Source organism: Rhodanobacter sp. FW101-FHT13A11, from assembly GCF_058790335.1.
The window spans coordinates 65825-87855 of record NZ_JBYTCN010000014.1; the positions used below are offsets into that span (position 1 = coordinate 65825).

The following is a 22031-nucleotide window of genomic DNA, read 5'->3' on the forward strand; positions in this document are numbered from 1 at the left end:
CCCATGAAAAAGCAATCCATCGCCCTCGCGATCGCCGCTGCGCTGATCGCTGCCCCGGTATTTGCCAACCCTCAGCAGATGGATCCCAACATGCCGGGCATGGCTGGGATGCACGAAGCCACGCCCGCCGATGTGCAGGGCGTGGGCGTGGTCAAGGCGATCGATGCCGTCAAGGGCACCCTTACGCTGCAGCATGAGGCGATTGCCGCGATCGGCTGGCCGGCGATGACGATGCCGTTCAAGGTGGCTTCGCCGGAGCTACTGAAGCACGTGAAAGTGGGCGACAAGGTGCAGTTCACCTTCCGTCGGGCCAGCACAGGCAGCACGGTGACGGCGATCCGCCCGGCGCGTTGACAGACCACGTCGCCGGCTGGCCTCCAACTGTCGAGGGCCAGCCGGCGGTCGTGAAGGCAGTGCCGCCACGCACGTTATGCGTGCGCGCGGCGGTGTTTGTTGCGGTTGTCATTTTGGAGAACGACGATGAAATCGTTTGCTGCATGTCTCAGCCTCTCGCTGCTGCTCGCGGGCCTCACCATTGGCAGCGTCGCGTACGCGGTCGATTCTTACACTGATGGTTGGGTTGGCCATGTGGATGGCCAGCGTTGGGACGTCTGTTATCGAGTCACGCCGCTGCCCGCGGTTGGTGCGCGACTGGAGGTCCTGCGGACATCCTTCGTGATTCCCAACAAAGGGCAGCCCCGCCGACAGTTCGCGGCGGCGGGGTATGCCACGGCAACGTCGATCATCGACGTACACTGCGTGCGTGCCGAGCTGACCCAGGGCACGGCACAGCGGACCGATCACGCGCGGCGCGCGGACTGAACGGACGCGATGACAAGGCCGCCAACGCATGCTCAGCGACGGCCATGGCGGAGCGATCAGGGCGTGGCTACAACATCCAGCCGATGCGCTTCACCGGCGTCATGCCTGTCGCATCCTGCCTTCCGCCATCGGTGCGTAAAGCCCGGTTATCACTCAGAAGGGCGCTTTGGTGTGTCCGCGAGCGCGTTGCCGTAGACCCAGAGAAGTGATGACACCTTTGGCAGGAGCATCGAATAGAACCTCTTGACTCTGGGGTTACCTTGAAGGTTTAGCCTGTGACCATCGCGATATGGCCCGACAGCGGTTCGCCTCGCTGCCGCGCCGAGAGAGCCGAGGGCGATAGCCATTCAAGGAGCAAACCATGAACACAAAACGCAAAGTGGAAGTATTCGGTGCCGGCTGCGCAGTCTGCGATGAGGCAGTTGCGTTGGTCGAGCGTGTGGCCTGTTCGTCCTGCGAGGTCACCGTGCACGACATGAAGGACATCAACGCCGCCAAACGGGCAAAGACCCTTGGCATTCGATCGGTGCCGGCCGTGGTCATCGATGGCAAGCTCGCGGCTTGTTGTGAAGGACGCGGGATCGACGAAGCAATCCTGCGCGTTGCGGGTCTGGGTCGATCCTCGTAACCGATGGGTGACCAGCCGGGGAGTCGCCGAAGGGCTCCGCGGCCGGTCACCGCTTATTTCTTTGAATTGTCCATCGCCACCGAGATCATCATGTTCACGATCGGCAAACTGGCCAGCCTCGCCACCATCAGCACCGAGGCCTTGCGCTATTACGAGCAGGAAGGGTTGATCATGCCGGATGCGAAGAGCGACGCCGGCTACCGGCTCTACCGACCGGAGTCCTTGCAACGCGTCGGCTTCATTCGTCAGGCGCAGCAATGTGGTTTCACACTGGCCGAAATTCGCGAGCTGCTGACATTGCGATCTGAGCAGGCAGCATGCTGTGGGGACGTGCGCCGACTTGCCGTCGAAAAAAAGTTGCAGATCGAAGGCAAGATACGGCTCATGAAATCGATGTCGAAAGCACTCGACAAACTGATCAACGATTGCAGCGAGGAAAGTCATCCCGTCATCGAGTGCCCGATCCTCGCTGGGCTGGAAAAAGCCAACGCTGCAACGACGACTGGCCGATGACTGCATGAAGCTCGAACTTTTCTACTCGCCTGGTTGCGCGCGCTGTGCAGAGGCACGCGATGGCCTCAAGACCGCTGCGTTTGAGATCGTCGCGGACTTGGATTGGCGGGAACTCAATGTGCTCGATGAGCTGGACTACGCCGTACAATTGGGCGTTCTGACGTTACCGGCGGTCGCGATCGACGGCGAGCTGGTTTTCACCTCGTTGCCCACCCGACGGCAGCTCCTTGCAGCGCTTTCAGAGCGCTACAAGGAAGTGAATTAACGTGGACGTCGACTCGCTTCGCTTCGCCTTTGAACACGCCGGTCCCGCGGCCATCGTGACCAGTTTTCTTGCGGGCTTGGTTTTCAGCTTCAATCCGGTAGCGATGGCTGCCATCCCAGTCTCGCTGGCTTATGTGACCAAAGCCCGCACAAGCCGGCAGGCGTTTGTCTTCGCCGTCATGTTCATTCTCGGGATGATCGTGATCCATGTCGTGCTCGGCCTCGTTGCCGGATTCGGCGGCTTGGGCGTGCAGAAGCTACTGGATCGCAAGTGGGGCGTGCTGATCGGTCCGGTGCTGATCGTACTCGGACTGATGTGGCCGGGATGGCTACGCATTCCGCTGCCAGCATTCGCCTTCAAAGTGAAGCGTCCGGACAGTTCCTTCGGCGCGTTCCTTCTGGGCATCCCTTTTTCAATCGCGATCTGCCCGATATGCACGCCGGCGCTGGCCGTGCTGTTGGGGGTGGTAGCAAGTCTCGGATCGCCCTGGTTTGGCGCACTGCTGTTGCTGGCCTTTGCATTGGGGCGTGCCGTACCGCTGGCCGTGGGTGCGTGGTCGCTGGGCTGGCTGGAGAACCTCCGGTTCGTCTCGGCCTACCGTCGTGTCTTCGAAATTGCCGGTGCGGCGACCCTCATCGCTACAGGGCTGTACATGCTCAATGCGTACTTTTTCTGGTTACCGGCTTTGGCGAGCTGAATCGACGTCAAGGACACGAGCTTCCCGTAGAGCAGACCAGACAGCACACCTCGAATGAATTTGATTGCGCCCATAGGCGAAACCTGATGTTGACCACAACCGACGAAAGCGAACGCCTACTCAGGGTGCTCGCGCTGGCAACCTTCATCATCTTTTTTCAGGCTTACATGGTGGCACCGATCATTCCAGTGCTGTCGACGAGCTTTGGAACGTCCGTCCAAGCGATTGGCGTGATTGTTCCCGCCTACCTCATTCCTTACGGCGTGACGACACTGGTCTTTGGTCTCCTTGCGGATCAAATCGGCATTCAGTGTCTCCTCTTTGCGTCGTTGGTTATGTTCACGGTGCTTACGGCACTCACCGCAAGTGCGCAATCGATCGGGCAGCTGACTCTGTGGCGTGCCCTGACCGGTCTGGGTGCCAGTGGCGTCGTGCCGCTCGCCTTGGTGCTCATCGGTGGCCTGTATCCGTACGAACAACGTGGACGGCCCCTCGGTTGGCTGTTCGGAGCGATGGCCGGTGGCATGGCTTTCGGCTCGACTTTCGGCGCCGTGCTGGAGCCTCTGCTTGGTTGGCGCGGCCTCTTTGTTTTGGTCGCCTTGGCCGCCGTAGGGGTGTTCGTGGTGCTGCTGATCCACCGTTCACTTATTTCATCGACGAGGAAGGCTGTTTCCGAGACGATGGGAGAGCTATTCCTCGGATATCGCGATCTCATAGGCACTCCGCGGGGACAGCGCACTTATGGCTATGTTTTCGTCAATTCGATTTTTCACTCTGGCGTCTTCACGTGGCTCGGTGTCTATTTCGAGCAGCGTTACGGTCTTGGTCCGGTAGGGATTGGAGTGGCCCTGCTCGGCTACGGGATTCCTGGTTTCTTGTTTGGCCCGCTGATCGGTCGGGCCGCCGACCGCTGGGGGCGCGCCAGATTGTTGCCCATCGGGCTCGGGCTGGGTGCCCTGGGTGCCGCTACCCTGATTTCCAACGGTCCCCTGATACTCGCGGTTATGGCTGTGACCGTCCTTTCTCTCGGCTACGATATGACGCAGCCCCTCTTCGGGGGCATCGTCACCGTGCTTGGAGGAAAGCGCCCTGGACAGGCGATGGGCTTGAACGTCTTCGCACTGTTCACTGGATTCGGCCTGGGTAGCCTCCTGTTTGGCGAGGCACTTCGGCTTGGGTTCGGGATAGCGCTGGGTATCTTCGTCATGGTTCAAACGCTGGCGACCGCGCTGTCCCTCCGATGGTTCAGCGCGGAGGTTCCGGTCAGCGCCTAGCCCGTCAACGCCTAGCCCGTCAGCGCGAAACGCACGGATATGCGCCGAATACAATCCTTGATCACTGATCTGTTGACGGTGCCGCATTGCTTAAGCGGCTGGCTCCAGTGGGGGAGTAGTGACACCGAGACCATGCCGACCGACGCCTGCCAGTTCTTCTACGACTGTCCTGGCTGCGGCGAACTGCTGCGGCCCAAGCCCGGCGACTGTTGCGTGTTCTGTTCCTGGGGCAGCGTGCCGTGCCCGCCGGTCCAGCAGCAGAAGTCCTGCTGCGGTTAGTGGTCGGTAGACGGCGGACGCGAAGGCAACTGACGGTATCCTGTCACCGGTCCGGCTGGCTTTGCCGGCGAAGGTACTGGCTGTTCATGGTGCCGGCGGGATCCGGAAATGGCGGCCGGCGTCAACCGCAGACCGCGGTTCCGACGCATCCTGCGCAAGCGTCGTCGCCCAGGAGCCACCTGATTGATGGAGTCCATGGTTTTGTCTGATGCGATTGGTGTGTTGTCGGTGTTGGTGCTGGTGGCGGCCAACGGTTTTTTCGTGGCTTCGGAATTTTCGCTGGTGGCCGTGCGGCGCAGCCGGGTGGCCGAGCTGGTCGCCAGCGGGCGCCTGAATGCGAAGGCGCTGCAGCGCGCGGTCGACAATCTCGACGGCAGCCTGGCCGCGACCCAGCTCGGCATCACGCTGTCGTCGCTGGCGCTGGGCTGGATCGGCGAACCGGCCCTGTCCCATCTGATCGAACCGCTGCTGGCCGGATGGGCCGGCTCGTTTGCCACCGCCGGCTCGCATGCTATCGCCGTGGCGATCGCCTTCAGCCTGATTACCGCCTTGCACATCGTGCTTGGCGAATTGGCGCCCAAGAGCCTGGCGCTGCAGCGCAGCGAGAGCACGGCCCTGTGGATCGTGCGACCGCTGGCGTTGTTCCTGTTCGTGCTCAAGCCCGCGATCGTGGTGCTCAACGGCCTGGGCAACCTGGTGCTGCGGCTGTGCGGCCTGCAGCCCGGTGCGGGCGAGGAATCGCTGCATTCCGCCGAGGAGTTGAAGCTGCTGGTATCCGCCAGCCAGGAGGCGGGGCTGCTGCAACGGGCGCAACAGGAAGTGGTCGAGCGCGTATTCAACATGGGCGACCGTCCCGTCGGCGACATCATGACGCCGAGGACGGCGATCGACTGGGTCGATGCGGACGACAGCCGCGAGGAGATCCTCGCCACCATCCGCGCGTGCCGGCATGACCAGATCCTGATCGGTCGAAACGGCATCGACGAGCCCTTGGGCATGCTTGTGAAGCACGACTTGCTTCACCAGGTGCTCGATGGCCAGCCGCTCGACCCGTTGGCGGTCATCCGCGAACCGCTGGTGATTCAGGAGGGCATCTCGATCTTCAAGGTACTGGAGCGCTTCAGGACCAGCCCGGTGCGCATGGCGATGGTGCTGAACGAGTACGGCGGCCTGGAAGGCATCGTCACCCAGACCGATCTGCTGGCGGCCATTGCCGGCCACCTGCCCGATGTCGAAGGCGAGCCTCCCGAGATTTTCCGGCGCGAGGACGGAAGTTATCTTATCGATGGCATGACGTCGGTGCTGGAGGTCTTCGAACGCCTCGGCTTGCGCAGGCAGGCTCCGGAAGACAGCTATCACACAGTCGCCGGCTTTGCGCTGTTCCAGTTTCAGCACCTGCCGAAGGTGGGGGAGCACTTCGACTATGAGGGCTGGCGTTTTGAGATCGTCGATACGGATGGACGCCGGATCGACAAGGTCATGGCATCGCAGCTATCGGATTCGGCGGACGAGGTTTCCATGGATGACGCCGACTGACGATCCCGGCCACCCCGGGCCGACAGTCCTCAGGGGCGCGGCTGCATGATGCGCAACGCCGTGTGCCCCTGCAGGTCCTTGAGCGGAAAGTAGGCTCGATGAGTGGCCGGGTCGACGGCGACCACATGCGCATCCGGCCCAAGCATGCCCTCGCCGAGCTTTGTCACGGCCGTCCTCGTCACGGAGAGCAGCGAGACCACGCCCGATTCGCTGGCGACATACAGCCAGCCCTTGCCGGCATCGTAGGCAAGCACGTCCGGATCGTCGCCGACCTCGAAGGAGGCCGTGACGCGGCGGCTCGTCAGGTCGAGCACCAGCAGTTTGTGGTTGTCCTCGCAGGCGATGAACGCGAGCCGTTGCTGCGGCACGATCTGCAGGCCGTGATTCCCTTCCGCACCCGGCAGATCGATGCGGGCGACCACCTTGTCGGTTGCCGGGTCGATCTCGACGAGCTGCTGCCGCGTCTGCACGTTCGCGAAGATGTGTTTGGAGACGGGATCGTATTGGGTGTTGCCCACCTCGCCGCCGAGCGGAATCGTCGCGACGCGCTGGTTCGTGCGCACGTCGATCGCCGTATCGGTTGCACCGTGCTCATCGGAGACATAGATCTTGTGCAGGTCCGGAACATAGGCCATGCCGTCCGGGTAGACACCGGCCGGTGCACGTGCCACGACCTTCAGACTGTCCTCGTCGATGGCGACGACTTCGTTGGTCCCGGTGGCTGAGGCGTAGACCCGCCCCAGTTCAGGGATCGCCAACACGCCGTGGACCTTGCTGATGTCAGGGATTCGTGCCACTACCCGCTGCGTTTGTGTGTCGAACACGATCACCGCGCTATCGCCCAGGTGCGCAATAAACAGCAAGCGCCGGCCTGGATCGTAGCTCTCATAGTCCAGGCGCGTGGTTGCACCGCCGAGGGGCACGTCCGTCACTTTGGTGAGCGGCAAGTTGCCGGGACCGGCCGCACTGGCGCAGGCGGTGGCTGCACACAAAAGGGCCACCAACGACCCGAGATGGCGAAACACGCTCAACGCATTCATGGGTACTCCGTCCATATCGGCAAGATCAGGAACCCGGTGGCCAGCGATGCGCTTCGCCCTGGCCGTGCTTGCACCAGGCATACAACGCGTCGTAGATCACCAGTCCATGTTGAAGCATGTCGTGGTCGTTCTCGAACACCCGCGATAACCCCAACGAGATGGCATACAGCCCGGCGGATTGCGGCGTCAGATCGAGGCGGGGGGTGTCCGCGCCACGCACGATCGCGGCGAGTTGCGACAGGGCGGGGTCGTCGAGTGCGTAGCGCTTGAGGAACGCATCGAAACTGCAGAACTCGCCCTCGTGGGACAGCTCCGCGCCTGGAATGTCATACGGAACGGCACCCGTCGCCTCTGCGACAGCGAATACCTGAGCCGTCGGTACGTACAGGAATTCCGGCGTCGCATCGATGAACCGGGCGATCAGCCAGGGACAGGCGATCCGGTCGATCTTGGGACGTTCTCGTGTCACCCATTGCATGGCCGCATCCTCCGCAGGACGGGATGCCTGTTAGGCGCGTAGATTCTTGTAGAGAGTATAACATTAGCGTAATGTACGCTACATGACTTATTCCACGACATGGCTGATGCTCATCAGCAGCTTGCCCGGGCAGACGCAGACAACCCGCATGCGGGTGTGGCGGGCACTGAAGGCGGCAGGTGCCGGCGCCATGCGCGATGGCGTATATGTTCTGCCGCAGGCCGACAACGCACGTGTCGTGTTCGATGAGCAGGCCGCCGAGGTCATCGCAGCCGACGGCACCGCGCAAGTCATCGCTTTCGATAGCCGGGACGAGGCGCAGCAGGACGCACTCATGGCACTGTTCGATCGCAGCAATGACTATCGCGAGTTGTTCGGTCAGCTCGGTGCGCTGCAGGCCAGGCTGGCGACTCTGAAAGAGGCCGAAGCGCGCCGAGAACTGGCCATATTGCGCCGCGACGTCGTCGCCCTGGTAGAGATCGACTTCTTCCCTGGGCCACCACGCCATCAGGTAGAAGGCACCTTGATTGACGCCGAAGCTGCCTTGAATGCGCGCTTCTCGCCGGATGAGCCCCATGCCTTGCATGGCAAGGTGCCGCGTTGCGACCCGGCGCAGTACCGCGGACGCCTGTGGGCAACCCGCGAACACCTGTGGATCGACCGTGTTGCCTCCGCGTGGCTCATCCGGCGGTTCATCGACCGCAAGGCGAAGTTCGCTTGGCTCAAGACCACCACGAGCTGCCCGAAGGACGCGCTTGGTTTTGACTTCGATGGCGCCACGTTCACGCACCTTGGTGCGCGTGTGACCTTCGAGGTGCTGCTGGCCAGTTTCGGCCTGGGCGATGACCGTGGTCTCGCCCGCCTTGGTGCGCTCGTGCATTACCTCGACATTGGTGGCGTGCCGGTACCGGAGGCGGCGGGCTTCGCCGCGATCATGGCCGGTGCCCGCGCCACCCAGCCCGACGACGATGCGCTCCTGAAAGCCATCGCGCCGGTACTCGACAGCCTCTACGCCGCCTACGCCCAAGACTCCCACGTGAAGCCGAAGCGCGTGCGGAAATAGTCCATCCCCGCACTGGAGTATCGCCATGAACGCTCGTTGCCTTCACATAGCCCGGCCACACGGCATGCGCCGCGTGGTCTCCTCACTTGGCATGGCATTGTTGATGGCCGTTACCGTGCAAGCGGCTTATGCCACCGATCTCGATGCAAAGCACATCGGTGCCATCAGCGGAACGAATGCGACCGCCACCCCGGAAGGTGTGGTGCGCATCGGCTGGAGCCGCTCGGACGTCAAGGTGACCGTCGATGGCGTCGTGTTGCCGCCCGCGGCAGGGCTGGGCTCCTGGGCCGCGTTCATGCCCATGCCGGAGGGCCACGCCATGGTGATGGGCGATACCGTGGTCTTCGAGGACGAAGTGGACGCGGCGATGGACGCGGCCTTTGCACACGGCCTCACTGTCACGGCCCTGCATAACCACTTCTTCTACGACACCCCCAAGGTCTACTTCATGCACATCGGTGGTAATGGCACACCGGATGCGCTGGCAGGTGGCGTCAAAGCGGTATGGGATGCGATTCGCGCGGTTCGTCGCACGCGTGCGCAGCCATCCAGCGGATTCGGTGGAGCGACCGTCACACCCGGCACATTGTCGATGCCGACGCTGTCGCAGATCGTCGGGCATCCGGCGACCGACAGCGGCGGTGTTGCCAAGATCACCATCGGCCGTGATGGCCACATGCACGATGCGGCGATCGGTGCCTCGATGGGCTTGACCACCTGGATCGCGTTCAGTGGCAGCGACAAGGCGGCGGCGGCCGACGGCGACGTGATCATGACGGCAGAAGAAGTCCAACCGACGTTGAAAGCGCTGCGAGCAGCCGGCTTCCACGTCGTGGCCCTGCACAACCACATGATGGGCGAGATGCCGGGTTACTTCTTCACCCACTTCTGGGCCAAGGGGCCGGCAGAGAAGCTCGCCCATGGATTCCGCGCGGTACTCGATGCGCCGTCCTCATCGGCTCGACCCCATACGCACTGAGCCTTCGCACTGCTACCCCCAACTCTGCGAGCCAGGCATCTGCCATGACGGTCCTGCCGAACAACACGATCACGGGAATGCCGGAAGCGGAGGATGCCGGATCCATGCACCGGGTGAGCCTCGCGCAGGCAACTCGGGTATGGGCGAAAATCGGCTGGCTGAGCTTCGGTGGGCCGGCCGGTCAGATCGCGGTGATGCATCGCGAACTGGTCGAACAACGACGCTGGATCAGCGAACCGCGGTTCCTGCATGCCCTCAACTACTGCATGTTGCTGCCGGGTCCCGAGGCTGCCCAACTGGCTATCTACATTGGTTGGCTATTGCATCGCACGGTTGGCGGCCTTGTCGCCGGTTGTCTGTTCGTGCTGCCCGGCGTACTGGTGCTGTCCGGCCTGAGTTTGCTGTATGCCTTCGTAGGTCAGGTGACGATGGTGGTGGCTGTCTTCTTCGGGTTGAAGGCCGCGGTGTTGGCGGTAGTCGTTGAAGCGGTGCTCCGCATCGCGCGACGTGCCCTGAAAGGCCACTTCTTCGTCGGCGTGGCCTTCGCGGCCTTCCTGGCCATTCACGTGCTCCGGCTGCCGTTCCCGTTGATTATCGCAGGGGCTGCCGTGCTGGGTGTCGTGGCGCGACGGTGGCGCCCGCGATGGTTCCCGGTCGAAGCCACTGCCGCGGGACTGGCCGGTGACGGTTACCTGATCGACCAGCTGATGCTGCGCGGCGAATTGGCCCACACCAAGCCATCACATACACGAGCGTTGCGCACTGCCGGTATCGGCCTGGCATTGTGGGCTACGCCGGTGCTGGCAGTCGTGATCCTGTTTGGGCACGCCAGCGTGCTCGCCCGCGAGGGCTTGCTCTTCAGCGAAACCGCCGTGGTGACTTTCGGCGGAGCCTACGCGGTGCTGGCCTACGTCGCCCAGCGTGTGGTGACCGACTACGGTTGGCTGTCGCCGGCGCAAATGCTCGACGGGCTGGCGCTGGCGGAAACCACACCGGGGCCACTGATCATGGTGGTGCAATTCGTGGCCTTCATGGCGGCGTTCCAGCACCAGCCCGGCATGTCGCCCTGGATTGCCGGCGTGCTCGGCTCGCTACTGACCGTCTGGGTGATCTTCGTGCCGTGCTTTCTGTTTATCTTCCTCGGGGGCCCCTACATCGAGACGCTGCGCGGGAACCGGGTACTGAATTCTGCGCTGAGTGCCGTGACGGCCGCCGTGGTGGGTGTGGTGCTGAACCTGTCGGTGTGGTTTGCGGAGCACACCATCTTCGGCGTCGTGCAAACGCTGAATGCCGGGCCTATCCACCTCGATTTACCTCAGTTGTCCACACTCAACCCTGCGGCCTTGGTGCTTGCCGCCGGAGCCATGGTTGCCATGCTTCGCTACCGCGTCGGCATGGCATGGACGCTCGGTGTCTGCGGCTGCCTTGGTGCGGCACTCCGATTGATTCAAGGTTGATGGGCAGTTGCGGGGGCGGGTGCGCGATCCGCAGCCTCCGCTGCATCCCTCGCAATTTGCCGTCAGCGCATTTCTCCCACGGTGCCGGAAGGCGCCCTCCGGAACAGGGCATAGAGAAATGGCTGGGTGGTGCCGAACGGGGTGGCGTGGCATTCCAGCGTGCTGTCGAGCAGCGTGAAGTCGTCGCCGAGTGCACGGGTGAGTCCCTCGGCGTCGTAGCGAACCGTATCCAGCCCGCTGCACTTCAGCGGACCTTGCGGACCGAACGTGGCCAGTACCGCGTGGCCGCCCGGCTTCAGGGCACGCGTCAGCTGCTGCAGGTAGTGCGCGCGTTGTTCCGCTTGGGTCAGAAAATGGAACACAGCGCGGTCGTGCCACAGGTCGTAGCGGGCCTGCGGCAGTGGTGCGTCGAGCAGGTCGGCCGCCAGCCAGGTCACCGCGTCCGCCGCCTTGCCAAGACGTTCGCGGGCGACATTCAGGGCCTCCGCGGAAATGTCGAGCACGCTGAGGTCGCGGTAGCCGCGCGCGAGCAGGTCGTCGACCAGGGTCGACGCGCCGCCGCCCACGTCGAGCACGGCGGCGCCGCGGTCGGGTGCGGCGCGCTCGATCAGCGCCAGCGAGGTATCCAGATGTGGGCGGTACCAGCTGACTGCATCCGGCGCCTTGGTCCGGTAGACCGTTTCCCAGTGCTGTTGCCGCTCGGTCATGGCGTGCCCTCCGGAATGTTGGTGACGATGGGTCAGTCGACCATGCCGTGGCTTTCGGCGGTGCCGAGCAGCTCGGGTTGCGTGGTGCCGCGCGCCCGCCGGTTCAGCAGCGGGTGCATGAACACCGCGGCGAGGATCACCGCCACGCCGGCGTAGAACCAGTCGTCCAGCTCATGCTGCTCGCCCAGCAGCACGATCGCCAGCACGATCGCGTAGACCGGCTCCAGGTTGGTGACCATCTGCGTGCCGAACGCGCTCATGTGGCGCAGCGCCACCAGCGCCAGCGTGAACGGCAGCAGGGTGCAGCCGAACGACAGCGCCAGCAGCAACAGCGCATCGTGCATACCGGGCAGCGTGAACGCCGGGCCGGCATGCGGAATGAACGGCGCGAGCAGGGTGAGGAAGACGGTGCCGGTACCCAGCTCGATGAAGGTGACCGTGAGCGGGTCGCCGTGCTCGACCAGACGCTTGTTGAGCGAGCCGAAGAACGCCACGAACAGCGCCGACAGCACGCCCACCGCGATGCCCAGGCGCATGTCGTGCGGCACGCCGCCCACCACCATCACCACGCCCGGCACCACCGCCACGCCGATCAGCAGCTCGCGCAGGTCGAACCTGCGCTTGGCGATCCACGGTTCGATGAAGGCCAGGAACACCGGCCCTAGCGCGATGCAGGTGGCGCCGACCGACGCGTTCGACAGCTTGATCGCCGCATAGAAGCTCAGCCAGTGCAGCGATACCAGCACGCCGATGCCGGCATACGCCCAGATCAGCCGCGCCGGCATCGCGCGCAAGCCGCGCCAGACCCGCGGCATCAGCAGCAGCGCCGCCACCACCAGCAGCATGCGCCACCACACCAGCGGCAACGCCGGCAGCGTGATCAGCTTGCCGAGAATCGCGGTGAAGCCCCACAGCAAGACGCAGAAGTGGATCTGCAGGCGGGCCTGGTTGACGGGTTGCATGGGGAATTCGCAGGGAACGGTGACGCAACATTCTAGCGCCCCCGGCGCCAGCACTTTGCATGTAGGAGCGCACCCTGTGCGCGATGCTTTCCGTCACGTGACGAAGAGCCATCGCGCACAGGGTGCGCTCCTACGGCGTCGTCATGGCTTTCCTTTGCCGGCCCGCATCATGGTGCCGGAGCTGCGCAGCTGCTGCAGCACGGTGCGGCAGGTGTTGTCGCCGTTGTCGCCATGGCTGGGCGCGACCAGGGCGAGCAGGGCGGCCGGGGCGGCGATTGCGCCCAGTGCGATGGCGCCGGCACCGCGCGCCAGCAGCGGGCCGGCCTGCACGCCGACGTTCGGGTTCTTCAGCGTGCCGCGGACGTACAGCGGCGAGCGCAGCGAGAACACGCGGAAGCCCTTGGTGTGCGGCTTCACGTCCAGGTCGAGTTTCTCGCTGGCGAAGTTCACCGTGCCGGTGACGTTGACCACCGCGTCGTCGGTGTCGAACACGAACAGGCGAGTGTCGAACAGGCCGTTGCCGGCGGTCAGGTCGGCGGCGGCGCAGTTGATCTTCACCGTCTTGTCGCCGAACAGCTTGCCGATGACGATGTTGGCCACGTTGAGGCCGGCGGTTTCCAGGAGGGTCTTGCTGATCGCGCCGTCGTTCATCAGCAGCTTCAGCTCGCCGTTCGCGCTGCCGAGCAGGGCGGCGACCGAGTTGCCCTGCGCATCGAGCGCGGCGTCGCCGTTGATCTCGCCGAAACTGGTGCGCATCGGTTCGAAGGTCGGGAACAGCTGCTTGAGCTTGAGATGGCGCGCATCGAGTTTCAGCAGGCCGCGCATCGGCGTGCGGCTGCCGTCGAGGGTGATGTTGCTGCGCACGGTGCCGCCGGCAAGGCCGAAGCTCAGCGGGTCGAGGTACAGGGCGCCGTTGTTCATGACCAGATGGGTGCTGAGCGAATCGATCGGCAGCGCCTCGCCGCGCACGATGCGTGCGCCGGTGAAAGTCACGTCCGCGTCCATCGCCCGCCAGCGGTCGGTGCGGAACGGTTCCACCGGCAGCAGCTTGTCGGCCGGCTGCGGCGTGGCGTCGCCGCGTTGTTCCTTGCCGGCGCGGGAGTCGGCGCCGATCAGCGGGGCCAGGTCGGCGAACTGCAGCAGCTTCGAGTGCAGGTCGCCGCTCAGCTTCGGTCGCGCACCGCCGGTGACGAACAGCAGGTTGCCGGCCAGGTCGCTGCCGCCGACACGGCCGCGGAAGCCCTGGTAGCTGTAGCGGCTGCCGTGGCGGTGCAGTTCGGCCTTCAGGTGACCCTCGGTGGCGTAGGGCGGCGTGTCGGGCAGGGTGAGGCCGGTGATCGGGTAGAGCCTGGCCATGCTGGAGCCGGAGAACCACAGGCGCACGTCGAGTGCGCCCAGGTGCAGCGGATCGGTCAGCGTGCCGACCAGCGCGATGCGGCTGTCGCCGATGCGCAGGTCGGCCTGCAGCGGAAACGGCAGGGTGGTGTCCTGCAGCGCCAGCACGGCGCCGGTTCGGCCCTTGCCGGTGAGCGGGCTACCCTGGTAGCTGCCCTCGGCGGTCCAGCCGAACTGGTAGGCCGTCGATGCCGTCGCCTGGCCGACCCGTTCCGGCGTGGCATTGTTTCCGGCCAAGGCCTTCTTCGCCGCGGCACCGACCGTCTTGCCGGCCTGCTCGCGCGCCTCGCTGGATTGCTGCACCACGATCTGCTCGTAAGGGATGGCCTCCTGCAGCGGCTCCACCACCAGCTTCAGCTTCACCCGGTTGGTGGCGTCGTCGAGCGTGATCAAGCCCTGGTCGAAGCCGATCGTGCCCAGCTGCAGCTTCCAGGCGGAGGGCGTGGTGTTTTCCGGCAGCGCGAAATCCCAGCTGGCGTGCCCCGACTTGTCGCGCTCCAGGTCGGCCGTGGGGCGCACCAGCTGCAGCGTGGGCACGTCGATGCGGTGCGCCAGCAGCGCCGGCAGCGACAGCCGGAAGCGCAGCGCGTCGAGGTGGGCGAACTGCGGCTGCGCGGCCCAGCCCGGGTTGGCGATGCTGATGTCGCGCGCGGTAAATTCGGGCCACGGCAGCCACGAGCCGGGCCAGCTGCCGTTGCGGTCGCGTTGCCAATCCACGGTCAGCGCGCCGTTGATCGCGAACGGCCGCCCGATCGCCTGGCTGACCTTGTCGCCGATGAACGGCTTCATGCGGTTCCAGTCGAACGTGGCGACCGCGATCAGCAGCACCGCGAACAGCGCCAGCAGCGTGCCCGCGATCCAACGGAGTACCTTCCAGCTGAGTACGTTCCGGCTGCGTTGCATCCGTCACTCCTGCGGCGGTTGGCCCGCGCGTCATCCGGACGCGTCGAGGCGTTGCGCCCAGTGATAGCCGCAGGGATGCAAAGGTTATGTCGTGATGGCCGGCGGCTTTCAGACCCCGTTCACGCGCGGTCGACCGGCGAACCTCGTTCGGAGTCCTGCCGCGAGCGTCGGCGGATCAGGCAGCGACCCGGCTCTCCGCCCGCCGGCTGATGCAGTACACCACCGCGGGTGGCAGGTTGAGCAGCGCGCTGCCGACCCGGTGGGCCTGCAGGTTCAGCCGTGCCAGCAGGGCCGGCGGCAGCGGACAGCGCGGGCCGTAGGTGAACTGGTAGAACATGCCGCCGCTGCGCAGCTGGCGCTCGAACACGCCGTGCACGATCGCGGCGACCTGGGCCGGCGGCATCGACAGCAGCGGCAGGCCGCTGACCACGGCGCAGGCGCGCTCGTCGCCGAACAGCGGTGCGGTATCGCCGAGCCGGGCCGCGTCCATGCGCAGGATGGTCGCCTCCGGGTAGCGCCGGCCCAGCGCATCGGCGAGGTGCGGGTCGGCCTCGACCAGGGCCAGCCGGTGCAGCGGCACGCCGCGTGCCAGCAAGGCGCGGGTCAGCGCGCCGGTGCCTGGCCCCAGTTCGATCACCGGGCCATCCAGCGCGCCCACCCGGCTGGTCATCAGCCGCGCCAGCGCGGCGCCGGACGGCGTTACCGCGCCGATGCCGCGCGGGTCGCGCAGCCAGGCGCGCAGGAAGGTCAGGGTGTCGTTCAGTGGCATGCAGTGGTTTCCGCGCTCGGCTGGAGATGCAAGGTAACCGACGCGGGTGAACAAAATGTTTGCGGCGGCGTGGTGGCATCAATGCGCCGGTTTCGCCTCGCGTACCGGCACCTCGATGCTGCACAGGTCGACCTTGCCGGCCGGCCGGGCATAGAACGCGTTGCGGCTGTTGCGTTTCGCCTCGATCAGGGCGGCGAAGCTGGCGCTGTCGGTGCGCAGCACCTCGATCGTCGGGCGCTGCTTCGCCGGGATGTCGGCGGCCAGCCGCACCGACTCGATCGTGACGCGTTGCTGCGGCTTCGCGTAGAAGCCCATCGGCTCGGGGCCGCGCGGCAGGCCGGACAGCAACGGCATGCCTTCCAGCACGCGTCCCGCGACGGCGAGGTTGCGGTCCAGCCGGCGCGGTGCCTGGCTGATCACCGCATACAGCGAGCTGCCGCTGCCGGTTTCCGGGGCCACGTCGCGCGCCACGCCGACCATGCCGTAGCAATGCGCCAACCATTCCTGCCCGCTGGCCGGGTCGCGCGCCACCGGGAAGCCTTCGCTGAAGCCCACCTCGGGCGCGTACACGTCGCCATCCGGCAGCGCCGTCCACGGCAGCTTCGGGTCGATCGCGCGGGTGAATTCCGGCGGCAGCGTCTTGCTGGCCTTGCCCAGCGGACGGAGCTTGCTCTTGTCGCCGTTGTCGTCGTCGTTCGGGTCGCCCCACTGGGTGACGAAATTGTCCTGCACCCGGATGATCGCCAGCCCGTCGAAATAATGCCCGCGCACCAGGGTGCGGATGTTCGCCGCGTGCAGCGGGGTGAAGTCCGGCGCCAGCTCGATCACCACGCGCCCGGTCGGCAGCTGCATGATCAACAAGTTCTGCGGATCCGGCGTGCGCCACTCGGCCGGTGTCGACTTGGCGAGGATTTCCTTCGCGGTCGGCGTGGGCTTGTCCTGCTCGGCGGCGACGGCAGGCAGCGCCAGCAGGCTGCTGGTCAGCGCGAGTGCGGCGATGAGATGGCGGCGAAGCATGGCATTCCCCCGGACAACGAATGGACAAGGGCTGCAACTTAGCAGAGTGCCACGGCCGGTTGGCTGGAGGCATGACTTCAGGCCCATGCACTAGTGTCAAGTTAGCACTATGGTTCACTCAACGTCATGCGGCAGTACGGGTGAGTGAAGTGGACGACAGCGCCAGCCAGTTGAAGAAGTTCCAGAAGGAGCTTTCCAGCGGCACCGTGTCGCTGGTGCTGCTGGCGGTGCTGGGGCAGTCGCGCCAGCCGATGTACGGCTACCAGATCGCCAAGCGGCTGGAAGAGATGGGTGAGGGCGTGCTGGCCGGCAAGCAGAGCGCGCTGTATCCGGTACTGCGCAACCTGGAGGCGGCCGGCCTGCTCGCCAGCGAGGTCGAGCCCTCCGTCAGCGGGCCGCCGCGCCGTTACTACCGCATCACCAAACCGGGGCGCGAGGTATTGCGCGAATGGGTCGCCGCGTGGAACGCCACCCGCGATTCCGTCGATAACGTCTTGCAAGGAGGGGTGTAATGAACGCGCCACGCACGATCGCCGAATACCTTGAACAACTGCGTGCCGCGCTGCGCGGTGCCGACCCGGCCCTGATCCAGGACGCGCTGTACGACGCCGAGGAACACCTGCGCGCCGAGCTGGCCGAACAGCCTGGCCGCGGCGAGGCACAGATGCTGGAACACGTCGTCGGCAGCTACGGCGCGCCGGACGAGGTGGCCGAGATCTACCGCGACCAGGAGATCAGGATCCAGCGCGCGCTGCGTCCGCCGCCGCCGCCGAAGCGGCGCTCGCTGGCCGGGCGCTTCTTCGGCGTCGCCGCCGATCCGCGCACCTACGGCGCGCTGTTCTACATGCTGCTGTCGCTGGCCACCGGCATCTTCTACTTCACCTGGGCGGTGACTGGGTTGTCGCTGTCGGCGGGGTTGTCGGTGCTGATCATCGGCCTGCCGTTCATCGTGCTGTTCTTCGGCAGCGTGCGCGTGCTGTCGCTGGTGGAAGGGCGCATCGTGGAGGCGATGCTGGGCATGCGCATGCCGCGCCGGCCGGTGTACCCGACCGCGGGCATGGGCCTGCTGCAGCGCATCGGCAGCATGTTCACCGACGTGCATACCTGGACCACCCTTTGCTACCTGTGGCTGATGCTGCCGCTGGGCATCGTGTACTTCACGCTGGCCGTGACCCTGCTCAGCGTGTCGGTGGCCTTCATCGGCGCGCCGCTGGCGATGCTGTTCCGCGACGGCTGGCTGTCCTGGCCGCACCAGGTCACCGTGGACTGGGGCTTCGGTCCGCACGTGCCGGGCTGGGGCGACGCGATCGCGATGTGCGCGATCGGCATCGTGCTGCTGTTCGCCACCTTGCACCTGGCGCGCGGCCTGGGTCGGCTGCACGGACATATCGCCAAGCACATGCTGGTGCCGCGCGCGGCGAGCTGACCGCGCGGTGGCTCAGACCAGTTGCAGGTCGCGCGGCCGGGCCTGCGGGAACACCGTCTGCAACTGGCTGTCCGACAGGCCCCAGAGGCGCTTGAACACGCCGCCGAACACGTCGCGGTAGTTGTTGAGCACGGGGTAATCTCGATCCTGCAGCAGGCTTTGCCGCGCGACGGCGGCCTGCTCGCCGGCGATGCGGCCGCCGTTGACTTTGCCGCCGAGCACCCAGTGCACGGTGCCGTGGCCGTGGTCGGTGCCCTTGTCGCCGTTCTCGCGGAAGGTGCGGCCGAATTCGGAGACCACGACCACCACGGTGTCGTCCCATTCGTCGCCGAGGGCGTCGGCGTAGGCGGCCAGGCCTGCACCGAGGTTCTGCAGGTTGTTGGCCAGGCCGCCGCTGACGCTGCCCTGGTTGACATGGGTATCCCAGCCGCCGACGTCGACGAAGCCCAGTCGGTACTGGTCGCGCATCAGCGTGGCGATGCGCCGGGTTTCGGCGGCGAAGTTCTTCGCGTTGGCGGCACCGCGGTTCGCCTTCGTCATTTCTTCCTGCAGATCCTTCGATACCTGCTGATGCAGCTCCAGCCCGTCGGCAGCGGCGGCGGCGAGCGGGGTGTGCTTGTACATGCCGGCGAGGATCGACGATTGTCCGGCGTCGAAGACCGGCCTGGCCACGCCGCGGAGCGAGATGTTGGGGATGTCCGCGTGGCCCTGGAAGCTCAGCGGCAGCGCATCCGTGAACGCGATGGCCGGGACGCGCGGCAGCGTGCCGGACAGGCGCGCGAGGAAGCCGCTGCGGAAATCGCTGCGCCGTGCGACCGGTTCGCCGGATTCGATGTTGTCCTGGGTCTCGAAATGGCTGCGCGAAAGGTCGTCGGTGCCGGCGAACGGCACGAACGCGATTTGTTTGCGCTGCCACAGCGGGTAGATCGAGTCGCGCAGGACCGGGTTGAGGCCCCAGTCCGCGTCCAGTGCGATCGCGCTGTCCGGGTTGCCGGCATCGGGCCTGGCGATCGCCAGGGTCGGGCGCGATTCGTAGTAGAAATCGCTGCCGTACGGCACCAGCAGGTTGTTGCAGTCGTAGCCGCCGCGCAGGAACACCAGCAGGAAGCGCGGCGAACCGGCCGGCGCGGCGAACAACCTGCCGGAAAACGACAGCGCCGGGACGGCGGCGGCAGCGCTGGCGGCGGCGAACAGGAATTCACGGCGGTTCATGGGATGCCTCGGCGGGTTGCAGGGAGGGTGGCTGGACGGCATGCGCGGCGGTCAGCGGTAATTGAAGTCCGGCGACGACAGCAGGTAGGTGTTCCACTCCTGCTGCGAGGTCGCCTTGCCCAGCGCCGCGCGGGTGCCGGCGGAGAGGCCGGGCTCGATCGCTTCGTAGTAGAGCCGGGTGGTCAGCATCGGGAAGCCGGCGTTGACCTTGGGGCTGCCTTCCGGGCGGAACAGCTGGTTGTTGCCGGTGCCGATCGCGCGGGCGATTTCGAAGCGTTTGGCCATCTGGCCGGAGCTGCTCCAGCCGGCGGAATCCAGCGGCCAGCCGTCCGGCGTGGGGCGGCCGAACGGCGGCTCGCCCATCTGGCTGAGCCAGTTGACCAGCGGCCGCGCGTTGGCGATCGGCTGGCCGTCGTAGGCCAGCCGCATGGCCGACACCACGAACCGGGTCGGATCCTTGAACTTCCCGCCGCTCCCGTCGAACTCCACCGAGGTCAGCATGGTGCGCATCACGGCGGCAATGTCGCCGCCGCTACGCTGGAAGGTGGCGGCCATCTTCGCCACCAGCGACGGCGGCGGATCGTCGGCGACGAAATATCCGGCGAGCTGGCGCGAGATGAATTGCGCGCAGGCCGGCTGGCGCGCGATCAGGTCCACCGCCTGTTCCACTTCGTGGAAACCGCTGCCCCTGATGCGCTGGCCGAGGAACACCTTGTCGCTGAAATCGTGGCGTGCCGGGTTGAACTCGAACAGGCCACGGCGCACGACCAGCGCCTGCATGCGCGGATTGAAGCGGCGCGGCCGGTCCTCCAGCGGGGCCAGCCCCGACCCGGTCAGGATCAGCGCCAGTTGCTGCACGTCCTGCTGGGTATAGCCCGAACCGACGCCCAGCGCATGCAGTTCCATCAGCTCGCGCGCGTAGTTCTCGTTGACCTTGCCCCTGGCGTTCTGCGCGTTGTCCAGGTACTCGAGCATGGCCGGGCTTTCCAGCGTGGCCAGCAGCAGGTCCCTGAACTTGCCCAGCGCGTGCGGGCGGATGGTTTTCCCGGCGTAGTCGGCGACGACCCAGCGTACCCGCCCCTTCGCCGCGTACACGCTGAAATGGTTGAGCCAGAACCACACCAGCTGTTCCTTGAGCTGATCGCTGCCGTAGACGGCGCGCAGCAACTCGGCCTGCTGCGCCTGCAGCGCCAGGTTCTGGCCGTGTTCCTGCAGGGCCTTCTTCGCCGCGATCTTGTCGTCGCCGTCGGGCATGTCCCGGATGCGTTGCTGCTCGTCGCGCAGTTGCGCCACCAGTTGTGCGGCCGGCGTGTTGATGGCCTCGTAGCTGCCGATCAGGCCCGCGACGGGCGCGGGCAGCGTATCGGACCCGCCGGCGGCGAGCTGCCGGTCGAGGTAACGGGCGCGGCCGAGTTCGCGGTAGCTGGCCGCCTGTGCCGAGTCGATGCCGAAGCTGATCCGTTGCAGCCAGGCGATATCGTCACGGTGCAGCGGCTGGCCGTGAAGGTTGCCGGGCGCCGCGAGCGGCGCGGTTGCATCGGCGCCGCGGTCGGGCCGGGCCTGCGCACCGCACGCCGACATGGCAAGGGAGATCAGCGCGTACAGCACAAGCCGCGGCACGCGTGAACGTGGTGAAGGCGGGGTCGCCGGCGGACGATGGAGCAGTGGCGTTGGCTGCATGCGGAACATTCCAGGCAGTGCACGGCAGGGATGGGCAACGGCGATGCCACAGTGTCAACGCACGCGGGCGGCATCCGATGACGGCGGGCAAGTTTTTCGCCGGTGCGTTGGGCCGGGATTCATGCATCGGCACGAAGGCATCGGTCGATCCGCGATAACTTGCGGGCGGCCCGGAGGATGGTGCGCCGCCAGGCCTGCCGCCGGTTACCATGCCGCCTTTGCCGGAGCGGGCCGATGCCGAAGACCTACGATCGCGACTATTTCGACAAGTGGTACCGCGACCCGCGGCACGCGGTCGGCTCGCCGGCGGAGCTGAAGCGCAAGGTGGCGATGGTGGTGGCGCAGGCCGAGTACTACCTGGGGCGGCCGGTGCGCAACGTGCTCGACGTGGGTTGCGGCGAGGCGACCTGGCGCGCGCCGCTGCGCGCGCTGCGGCCGGGCATCGCGTATCGCGGGCTGGACGCCAGCGAGTACGTGGTGGCGCGCTACGGGCGCAGCCGCCAGATCGGCCTGGCCCGTTTCGGCCAGCTGGAGCAACTGCGCTTCGACAGCCGCTTCGACCTGATCGTGTGCACCGACGTGCTGCACTACCTGAAGCCGGCGGAGATCCGCGCCGGCCTGCAGGGCCTCGGCGAGATGCTCGAAGGGGTGGCGTTCCTGGAGGTGTTCACCAGCCGCGACGACGTGGCCGGCGACCACCACGGTTTCGTGGCGCGCGCGCCGGCGTGGTACCTGCGCGAGTTCGGCAAGGTGGGCTTGCTGCCGTGCGGCTCGCACTGCTACCTGGGGCCGCGGCTGGAGCGCCACATCGCGGCACTGGAGCGGGCGCAATTGCCGGCCTGATACCCCCCGGGTTGCAACGTGTGTAGGAGCGCACCCTGTGCGCGATGCTCTTGGCTCACATCGACATCAGAGCATCGCGCACAGGG

The 22031-nt window shown here is 65.9% G+C and carries 24 protein-coding genes; 15 read left to right on the plus strand and 9 right to left on the minus strand.

What is annotated here, in order from left to right; genetic code table 11:
* The first annotated feature begins 3 nt into the window (after positions 1-3).
* The 9 genes from AC3WRN_RS14605 (at position 4) to AC3WRN_RS14645 (ending at position 6014) form a co-directional block, all read left to right on the plus strand.
* A complete protein-coding gene (locus tag AC3WRN_RS14605) occupies positions 4-354 on the plus strand; it encodes a copper-binding protein (RefSeq protein ID WP_492623508.1) in 351 nt (116 codons plus the stop codon).
* Between the two features lie 126 nt (positions 355-480).
* Positions 481-822, plus strand: a complete 342-nt coding sequence (locus AC3WRN_RS14610) for a hypothetical protein (protein WP_492623509.1) — start codon at positions 481-483, stop codon at positions 820-822.
* 361 nt (positions 823-1183) lie between these two features.
* Positions 1184-1450: a thioredoxin family protein gene (locus AC3WRN_RS14615; protein ID WP_492623510.1), complete on the plus strand. Its 267-nt coding sequence runs from the start codon at positions 1184-1186 to the stop codon at positions 1448-1450.
* 3 nt (positions 1451-1453) lie between these two features.
* A complete protein-coding gene (locus tag AC3WRN_RS14620; RefSeq protein ID WP_492623511.1) occupies positions 1454-1963 on the plus strand; it encodes a heavy metal-responsive transcriptional regulator in 510 nt (169 codons plus the stop codon).
* A gap of 4 nt (positions 1964-1967) precedes the next feature.
* Positions 1968-2228 (plus strand): thioredoxin family protein, encoded by a 261-nt coding sequence (locus AC3WRN_RS14625; RefSeq protein ID WP_492623512.1) that lies wholly within the window; start codon positions 1968-1970, stop codon positions 2226-2228.
* Between the two features lies 1 nt (position 2229).
* The gene (locus tag AC3WRN_RS14630) at positions 2230-2925 is read left to right on the plus strand and encodes a cytochrome c biogenesis CcdA family protein (protein ID WP_492623513.1); all 696 of its coding nucleotides are present in this window, start codon (positions 2230-2232) and stop codon (positions 2923-2925) included.
* An 86-nt stretch (positions 2926-3011) separates the two neighbouring features.
* Positions 3012-4199 carry an MFS transporter gene (locus tag AC3WRN_RS14635; RefSeq protein WP_492623514.1) on the plus strand — a complete coding sequence of 396 codons (1188 nt, stop codon included), beginning with the start codon at positions 3012-3014 and terminating at the stop codon, positions 4197-4199.
* A 39-nt stretch (positions 4200-4238) separates the two neighbouring features.
* Positions 4239-4478, plus strand: a complete 240-nt coding sequence (locus AC3WRN_RS14640; RefSeq protein WP_492623515.1) for a GDCCVxC domain-containing (seleno)protein — start codon at positions 4239-4241, stop codon at positions 4476-4478.
* Positions 4479-4664: 186 nt separating this feature from the next.
* Complete coding sequence (locus AC3WRN_RS14645; RefSeq protein WP_492623516.1) at positions 4665-6014, plus strand: hemolysin family protein; 1350 nt, start codon at positions 4665-4667, stop codon at positions 6012-6014.
* Positions 6015-6043: 29 nt separating this feature from the next.
* Here AC3WRN_RS14645 and AC3WRN_RS14650 read toward each other — a convergent pair whose 3' ends face one another.
* Positions 6044-7054 (minus strand): YncE family protein, encoded by a 1011-nt coding sequence (locus AC3WRN_RS14650; RefSeq protein ID WP_492623517.1) that lies wholly within the window; start codon positions 7052-7054, stop codon positions 6044-6046.
* A gap of 25 nt (positions 7055-7079) precedes the next feature.
* Positions 7080-7532, minus strand: a complete 453-nt coding sequence (locus tag AC3WRN_RS14655) for a chromate resistance protein ChrB domain-containing protein (protein ID WP_492623518.1) — start codon at positions 7530-7532, stop codon at positions 7080-7082.
* An 82-nt stretch (positions 7533-7614) separates the two neighbouring features.
* On the opposite strand from AC3WRN_RS14655, the gene AC3WRN_RS14660 reads away from it, so the two are divergent.
* From AC3WRN_RS14660 to chrA, 3 genes are read left to right on the plus strand one after another with little or no spacing between them, the layout of a single operon-like run.
* A complete protein-coding gene (locus tag AC3WRN_RS14660; protein WP_492623519.1) occupies positions 7615-8595 on the plus strand; it encodes a chromate resistance protein ChrB domain-containing protein in 981 nt (326 codons plus the stop codon).
* A gap of 25 nt (positions 8596-8620) precedes the next feature.
* The gene (locus AC3WRN_RS14665) at positions 8621-9574 is read left to right on the plus strand and encodes an LppY/LpqO family protein (protein WP_492623520.1); all 954 of its coding nucleotides are present in this window, start codon (positions 8621-8623) and stop codon (positions 9572-9574) included.
* 44 nt (positions 9575-9618) lie between these two features.
* Positions 9619-11031 carry a chromate efflux transporter gene (chrA, locus tag AC3WRN_RS14670; protein ID WP_492623521.1) on the plus strand — a complete coding sequence of 471 codons (1413 nt, stop codon included), beginning with the start codon at positions 9619-9621 and terminating at the stop codon, positions 11029-11031.
* Between the two features lie 62 nt (positions 11032-11093).
* Here the strand turns inward: chrA and AC3WRN_RS14675 are convergent, their stop codons facing one another.
* The 5 genes from AC3WRN_RS14675 to AC3WRN_RS14695 form a co-directional block, all read right to left on the minus strand.
* A complete protein-coding gene (locus AC3WRN_RS14675) occupies positions 11094-11738 on the minus strand; it encodes a class I SAM-dependent methyltransferase (RefSeq protein WP_492623522.1) in 645 nt (214 codons plus the stop codon).
* Between the two features lie 32 nt (positions 11739-11770).
* Positions 11771-12700 carry a DMT family transporter gene (locus AC3WRN_RS14680; protein WP_492623523.1) on the minus strand — a complete coding sequence of 310 codons (930 nt, stop codon included), beginning with the start codon at positions 12698-12700 and terminating at the stop codon, positions 11771-11773.
* 141 nt (positions 12701-12841) lie between these two features.
* A complete protein-coding gene (locus tag AC3WRN_RS14685) occupies positions 12842-14998 on the minus strand; it encodes an AsmA family protein (RefSeq protein ID WP_492623524.1) in 2157 nt (718 codons plus the stop codon).
* Positions 14999-15173: 175 nt separating this feature from the next.
* A complete protein-coding gene (locus AC3WRN_RS14690; RefSeq protein ID WP_492623525.1) occupies positions 15174-15767 on the minus strand; it encodes a class I SAM-dependent methyltransferase in 594 nt (197 codons plus the stop codon).
* A gap of 78 nt (positions 15768-15845) precedes the next feature.
* Positions 15846-16784 (minus strand): peptidylprolyl isomerase, encoded by a 939-nt coding sequence (locus tag AC3WRN_RS14695; RefSeq protein ID WP_492623526.1) that lies wholly within the window; start codon positions 16782-16784, stop codon positions 15846-15848.
* A 149-nt stretch (positions 16785-16933) separates the two neighbouring features.
* Between AC3WRN_RS14695 and AC3WRN_RS14700 the strand changes: the two genes are divergently transcribed.
* Both AC3WRN_RS14700 and AC3WRN_RS14705 read left to right on the plus strand, forming a co-directional pair.
* Entirely contained in the window at positions 16934-17296 is a 363-nt protein-coding gene (locus tag AC3WRN_RS14700; RefSeq protein WP_492623532.1) for a PadR family transcriptional regulator, read from the plus strand.
* Entirely contained in the window at positions 17296-18210 is a 915-nt protein-coding gene (locus AC3WRN_RS14705) for a sensor domain-containing protein (protein ID WP_492623527.1), read from the plus strand. The genes AC3WRN_RS14700 and AC3WRN_RS14705 overlap by 1 nt, the downstream gene beginning before the upstream one ends.
* Before the next feature lie 12 nt (positions 18211-18222).
* Here the strand turns inward: AC3WRN_RS14705 and AC3WRN_RS14710 are convergent, their stop codons facing one another.
* Positions 18223-19422 (minus strand): DUF1501 domain-containing protein, encoded by a 1200-nt coding sequence (locus AC3WRN_RS14710; RefSeq protein ID WP_492623528.1) that lies wholly within the window; start codon positions 19420-19422, stop codon positions 18223-18225.
* A 51-nt stretch (positions 19423-19473) separates the two neighbouring features.
* Positions 19474-21003: a DUF1800 domain-containing protein gene (locus AC3WRN_RS14715; protein ID WP_492623533.1), complete on the minus strand. Its 1530-nt coding sequence runs from the start codon at positions 21001-21003 to the stop codon at positions 19474-19476.
* A gap of 333 nt (positions 21004-21336) precedes the next feature.
* Between AC3WRN_RS14715 and AC3WRN_RS14720 the strand changes: the two genes are divergently transcribed.
* The gene (locus tag AC3WRN_RS14720; RefSeq protein WP_492623529.1) at positions 21337-21945 is read left to right on the plus strand and encodes a class I SAM-dependent DNA methyltransferase; all 609 of its coding nucleotides are present in this window, start codon (positions 21337-21339) and stop codon (positions 21943-21945) included.
* The last annotated feature ends 86 nt before the right edge of the window (positions 21946-22031 follow it).

Bases quoted from the DNA above. Each gene is read 5' to 3' on its own strand.
- AC3WRN_RS14695 (WP_492623526.1), bottom strand. From the start codon at position 16,784: ATGCTTCGCCGCCATCTCATCGCCGCACTCGCGCTGACCAGCAGCCTG.
- AC3WRN_RS14610 (WP_492623509.1), top strand. From the start codon at position 481: ATGAAATCGTTTGCTGCATGTCTCAGCCTCTCGCTGCTGCTCGCGGGC.
- AC3WRN_RS14715 (WP_492623533.1), bottom strand. From the start codon at position 21,003: ATGTCGGCGTGCGGTGCGCAGGCCCGGCCCGACCGCGGCGCCGATGCA.
- AC3WRN_RS14615 (WP_492623510.1), top strand. From the start codon at position 1,184: ATGAACACAAAACGCAAAGTGGAAGTATTCGGTGCCGGCTGCGCAGTC.
- AC3WRN_RS14645 (WP_492623516.1), top strand. From the start codon at position 4,665: ATGGAGTCCATGGTTTTGTCTGATGCGATTGGTGTGTTGTCGGTGTTG.
- AC3WRN_RS14675 (WP_492623522.1), bottom strand. From the start codon at position 11,738: ATGACCGAGCGGCAACAGCACTGGGAAACGGTCTACCGGACCAAGGCG.
- AC3WRN_RS14680 (WP_492623523.1), bottom strand. From the start codon at position 12,700: ATGCAACCCGTCAACCAGGCCCGCCTGCAGATCCACTTCTGCGTCTTG.
- AC3WRN_RS14720 (WP_492623529.1), top strand. From the start codon at position 21,337: ATGCCGAAGACCTACGATCGCGACTATTTCGACAAGTGGTACCGCGAC.
- AC3WRN_RS14620 (WP_492623511.1), top strand. From the start codon at position 1,454: ATGGGTGACCAGCCGGGGAGTCGCCGAAGGGCTCCGCGGCCGGTCACC.
- AC3WRN_RS14685 (WP_492623524.1), bottom strand. From the start codon at position 14,998: ATGCAACGCAGCCGGAACGTACTCAGCTGGAAGGTACTCCGTTGGATC.
- AC3WRN_RS14665 (WP_492623520.1), top strand. From the start codon at position 8,621: ATGAACGCTCGTTGCCTTCACATAGCCCGGCCACACGGCATGCGCCGC.
- AC3WRN_RS14710 (WP_492623528.1), bottom strand. From the start codon at position 19,422: ATGAACCGCCGTGAATTCCTGTTCGCCGCCGCCAGCGCTGCCGCCGCC.
- AC3WRN_RS14625 (WP_492623512.1), top strand. From the start codon at position 1,968: ATGAAGCTCGAACTTTTCTACTCGCCTGGTTGCGCGCGCTGTGCAGAG.
- chrA (WP_492623521.1), top strand. From the start codon at position 9,619: ATGACGGTCCTGCCGAACAACACGATCACGGGAATGCCGGAAGCGGAG.
- AC3WRN_RS14605 (WP_492623508.1), top strand. From the start codon at position 4: ATGAAAAAGCAATCCATCGCCCTCGCGATCGCCGCTGCGCTGATCGCT.
- AC3WRN_RS14690 (WP_492623525.1), bottom strand. From the start codon at position 15,767: ATGCCACTGAACGACACCCTGACCTTCCTGCGCGCCTGGCTGCGCGAC.
- AC3WRN_RS14705 (WP_492623527.1), top strand. From the start codon at position 17,296: ATGAACGCGCCACGCACGATCGCCGAATACCTTGAACAACTGCGTGCC.
- AC3WRN_RS14640 (WP_492623515.1), top strand. From the start codon at position 4,239: ATGCGCCGAATACAATCCTTGATCACTGATCTGTTGACGGTGCCGCAT.
- AC3WRN_RS14650 (WP_492623517.1), bottom strand. From the start codon at position 7,054: ATGAATGCGTTGAGCGTGTTTCGCCATCTCGGGTCGTTGGTGGCCCTT.
- AC3WRN_RS14655 (WP_492623518.1), bottom strand. From the start codon at position 7,532: ATGCAATGGGTGACACGAGAACGTCCCAAGATCGACCGGATCGCCTGT.
- AC3WRN_RS14660 (WP_492623519.1), top strand. From the start codon at position 7,615: ATGACTTATTCCACGACATGGCTGATGCTCATCAGCAGCTTGCCCGGG.
- AC3WRN_RS14635 (WP_492623514.1), top strand. From the start codon at position 3,012: ATGTTGACCACAACCGACGAAAGCGAACGCCTACTCAGGGTGCTCGCG.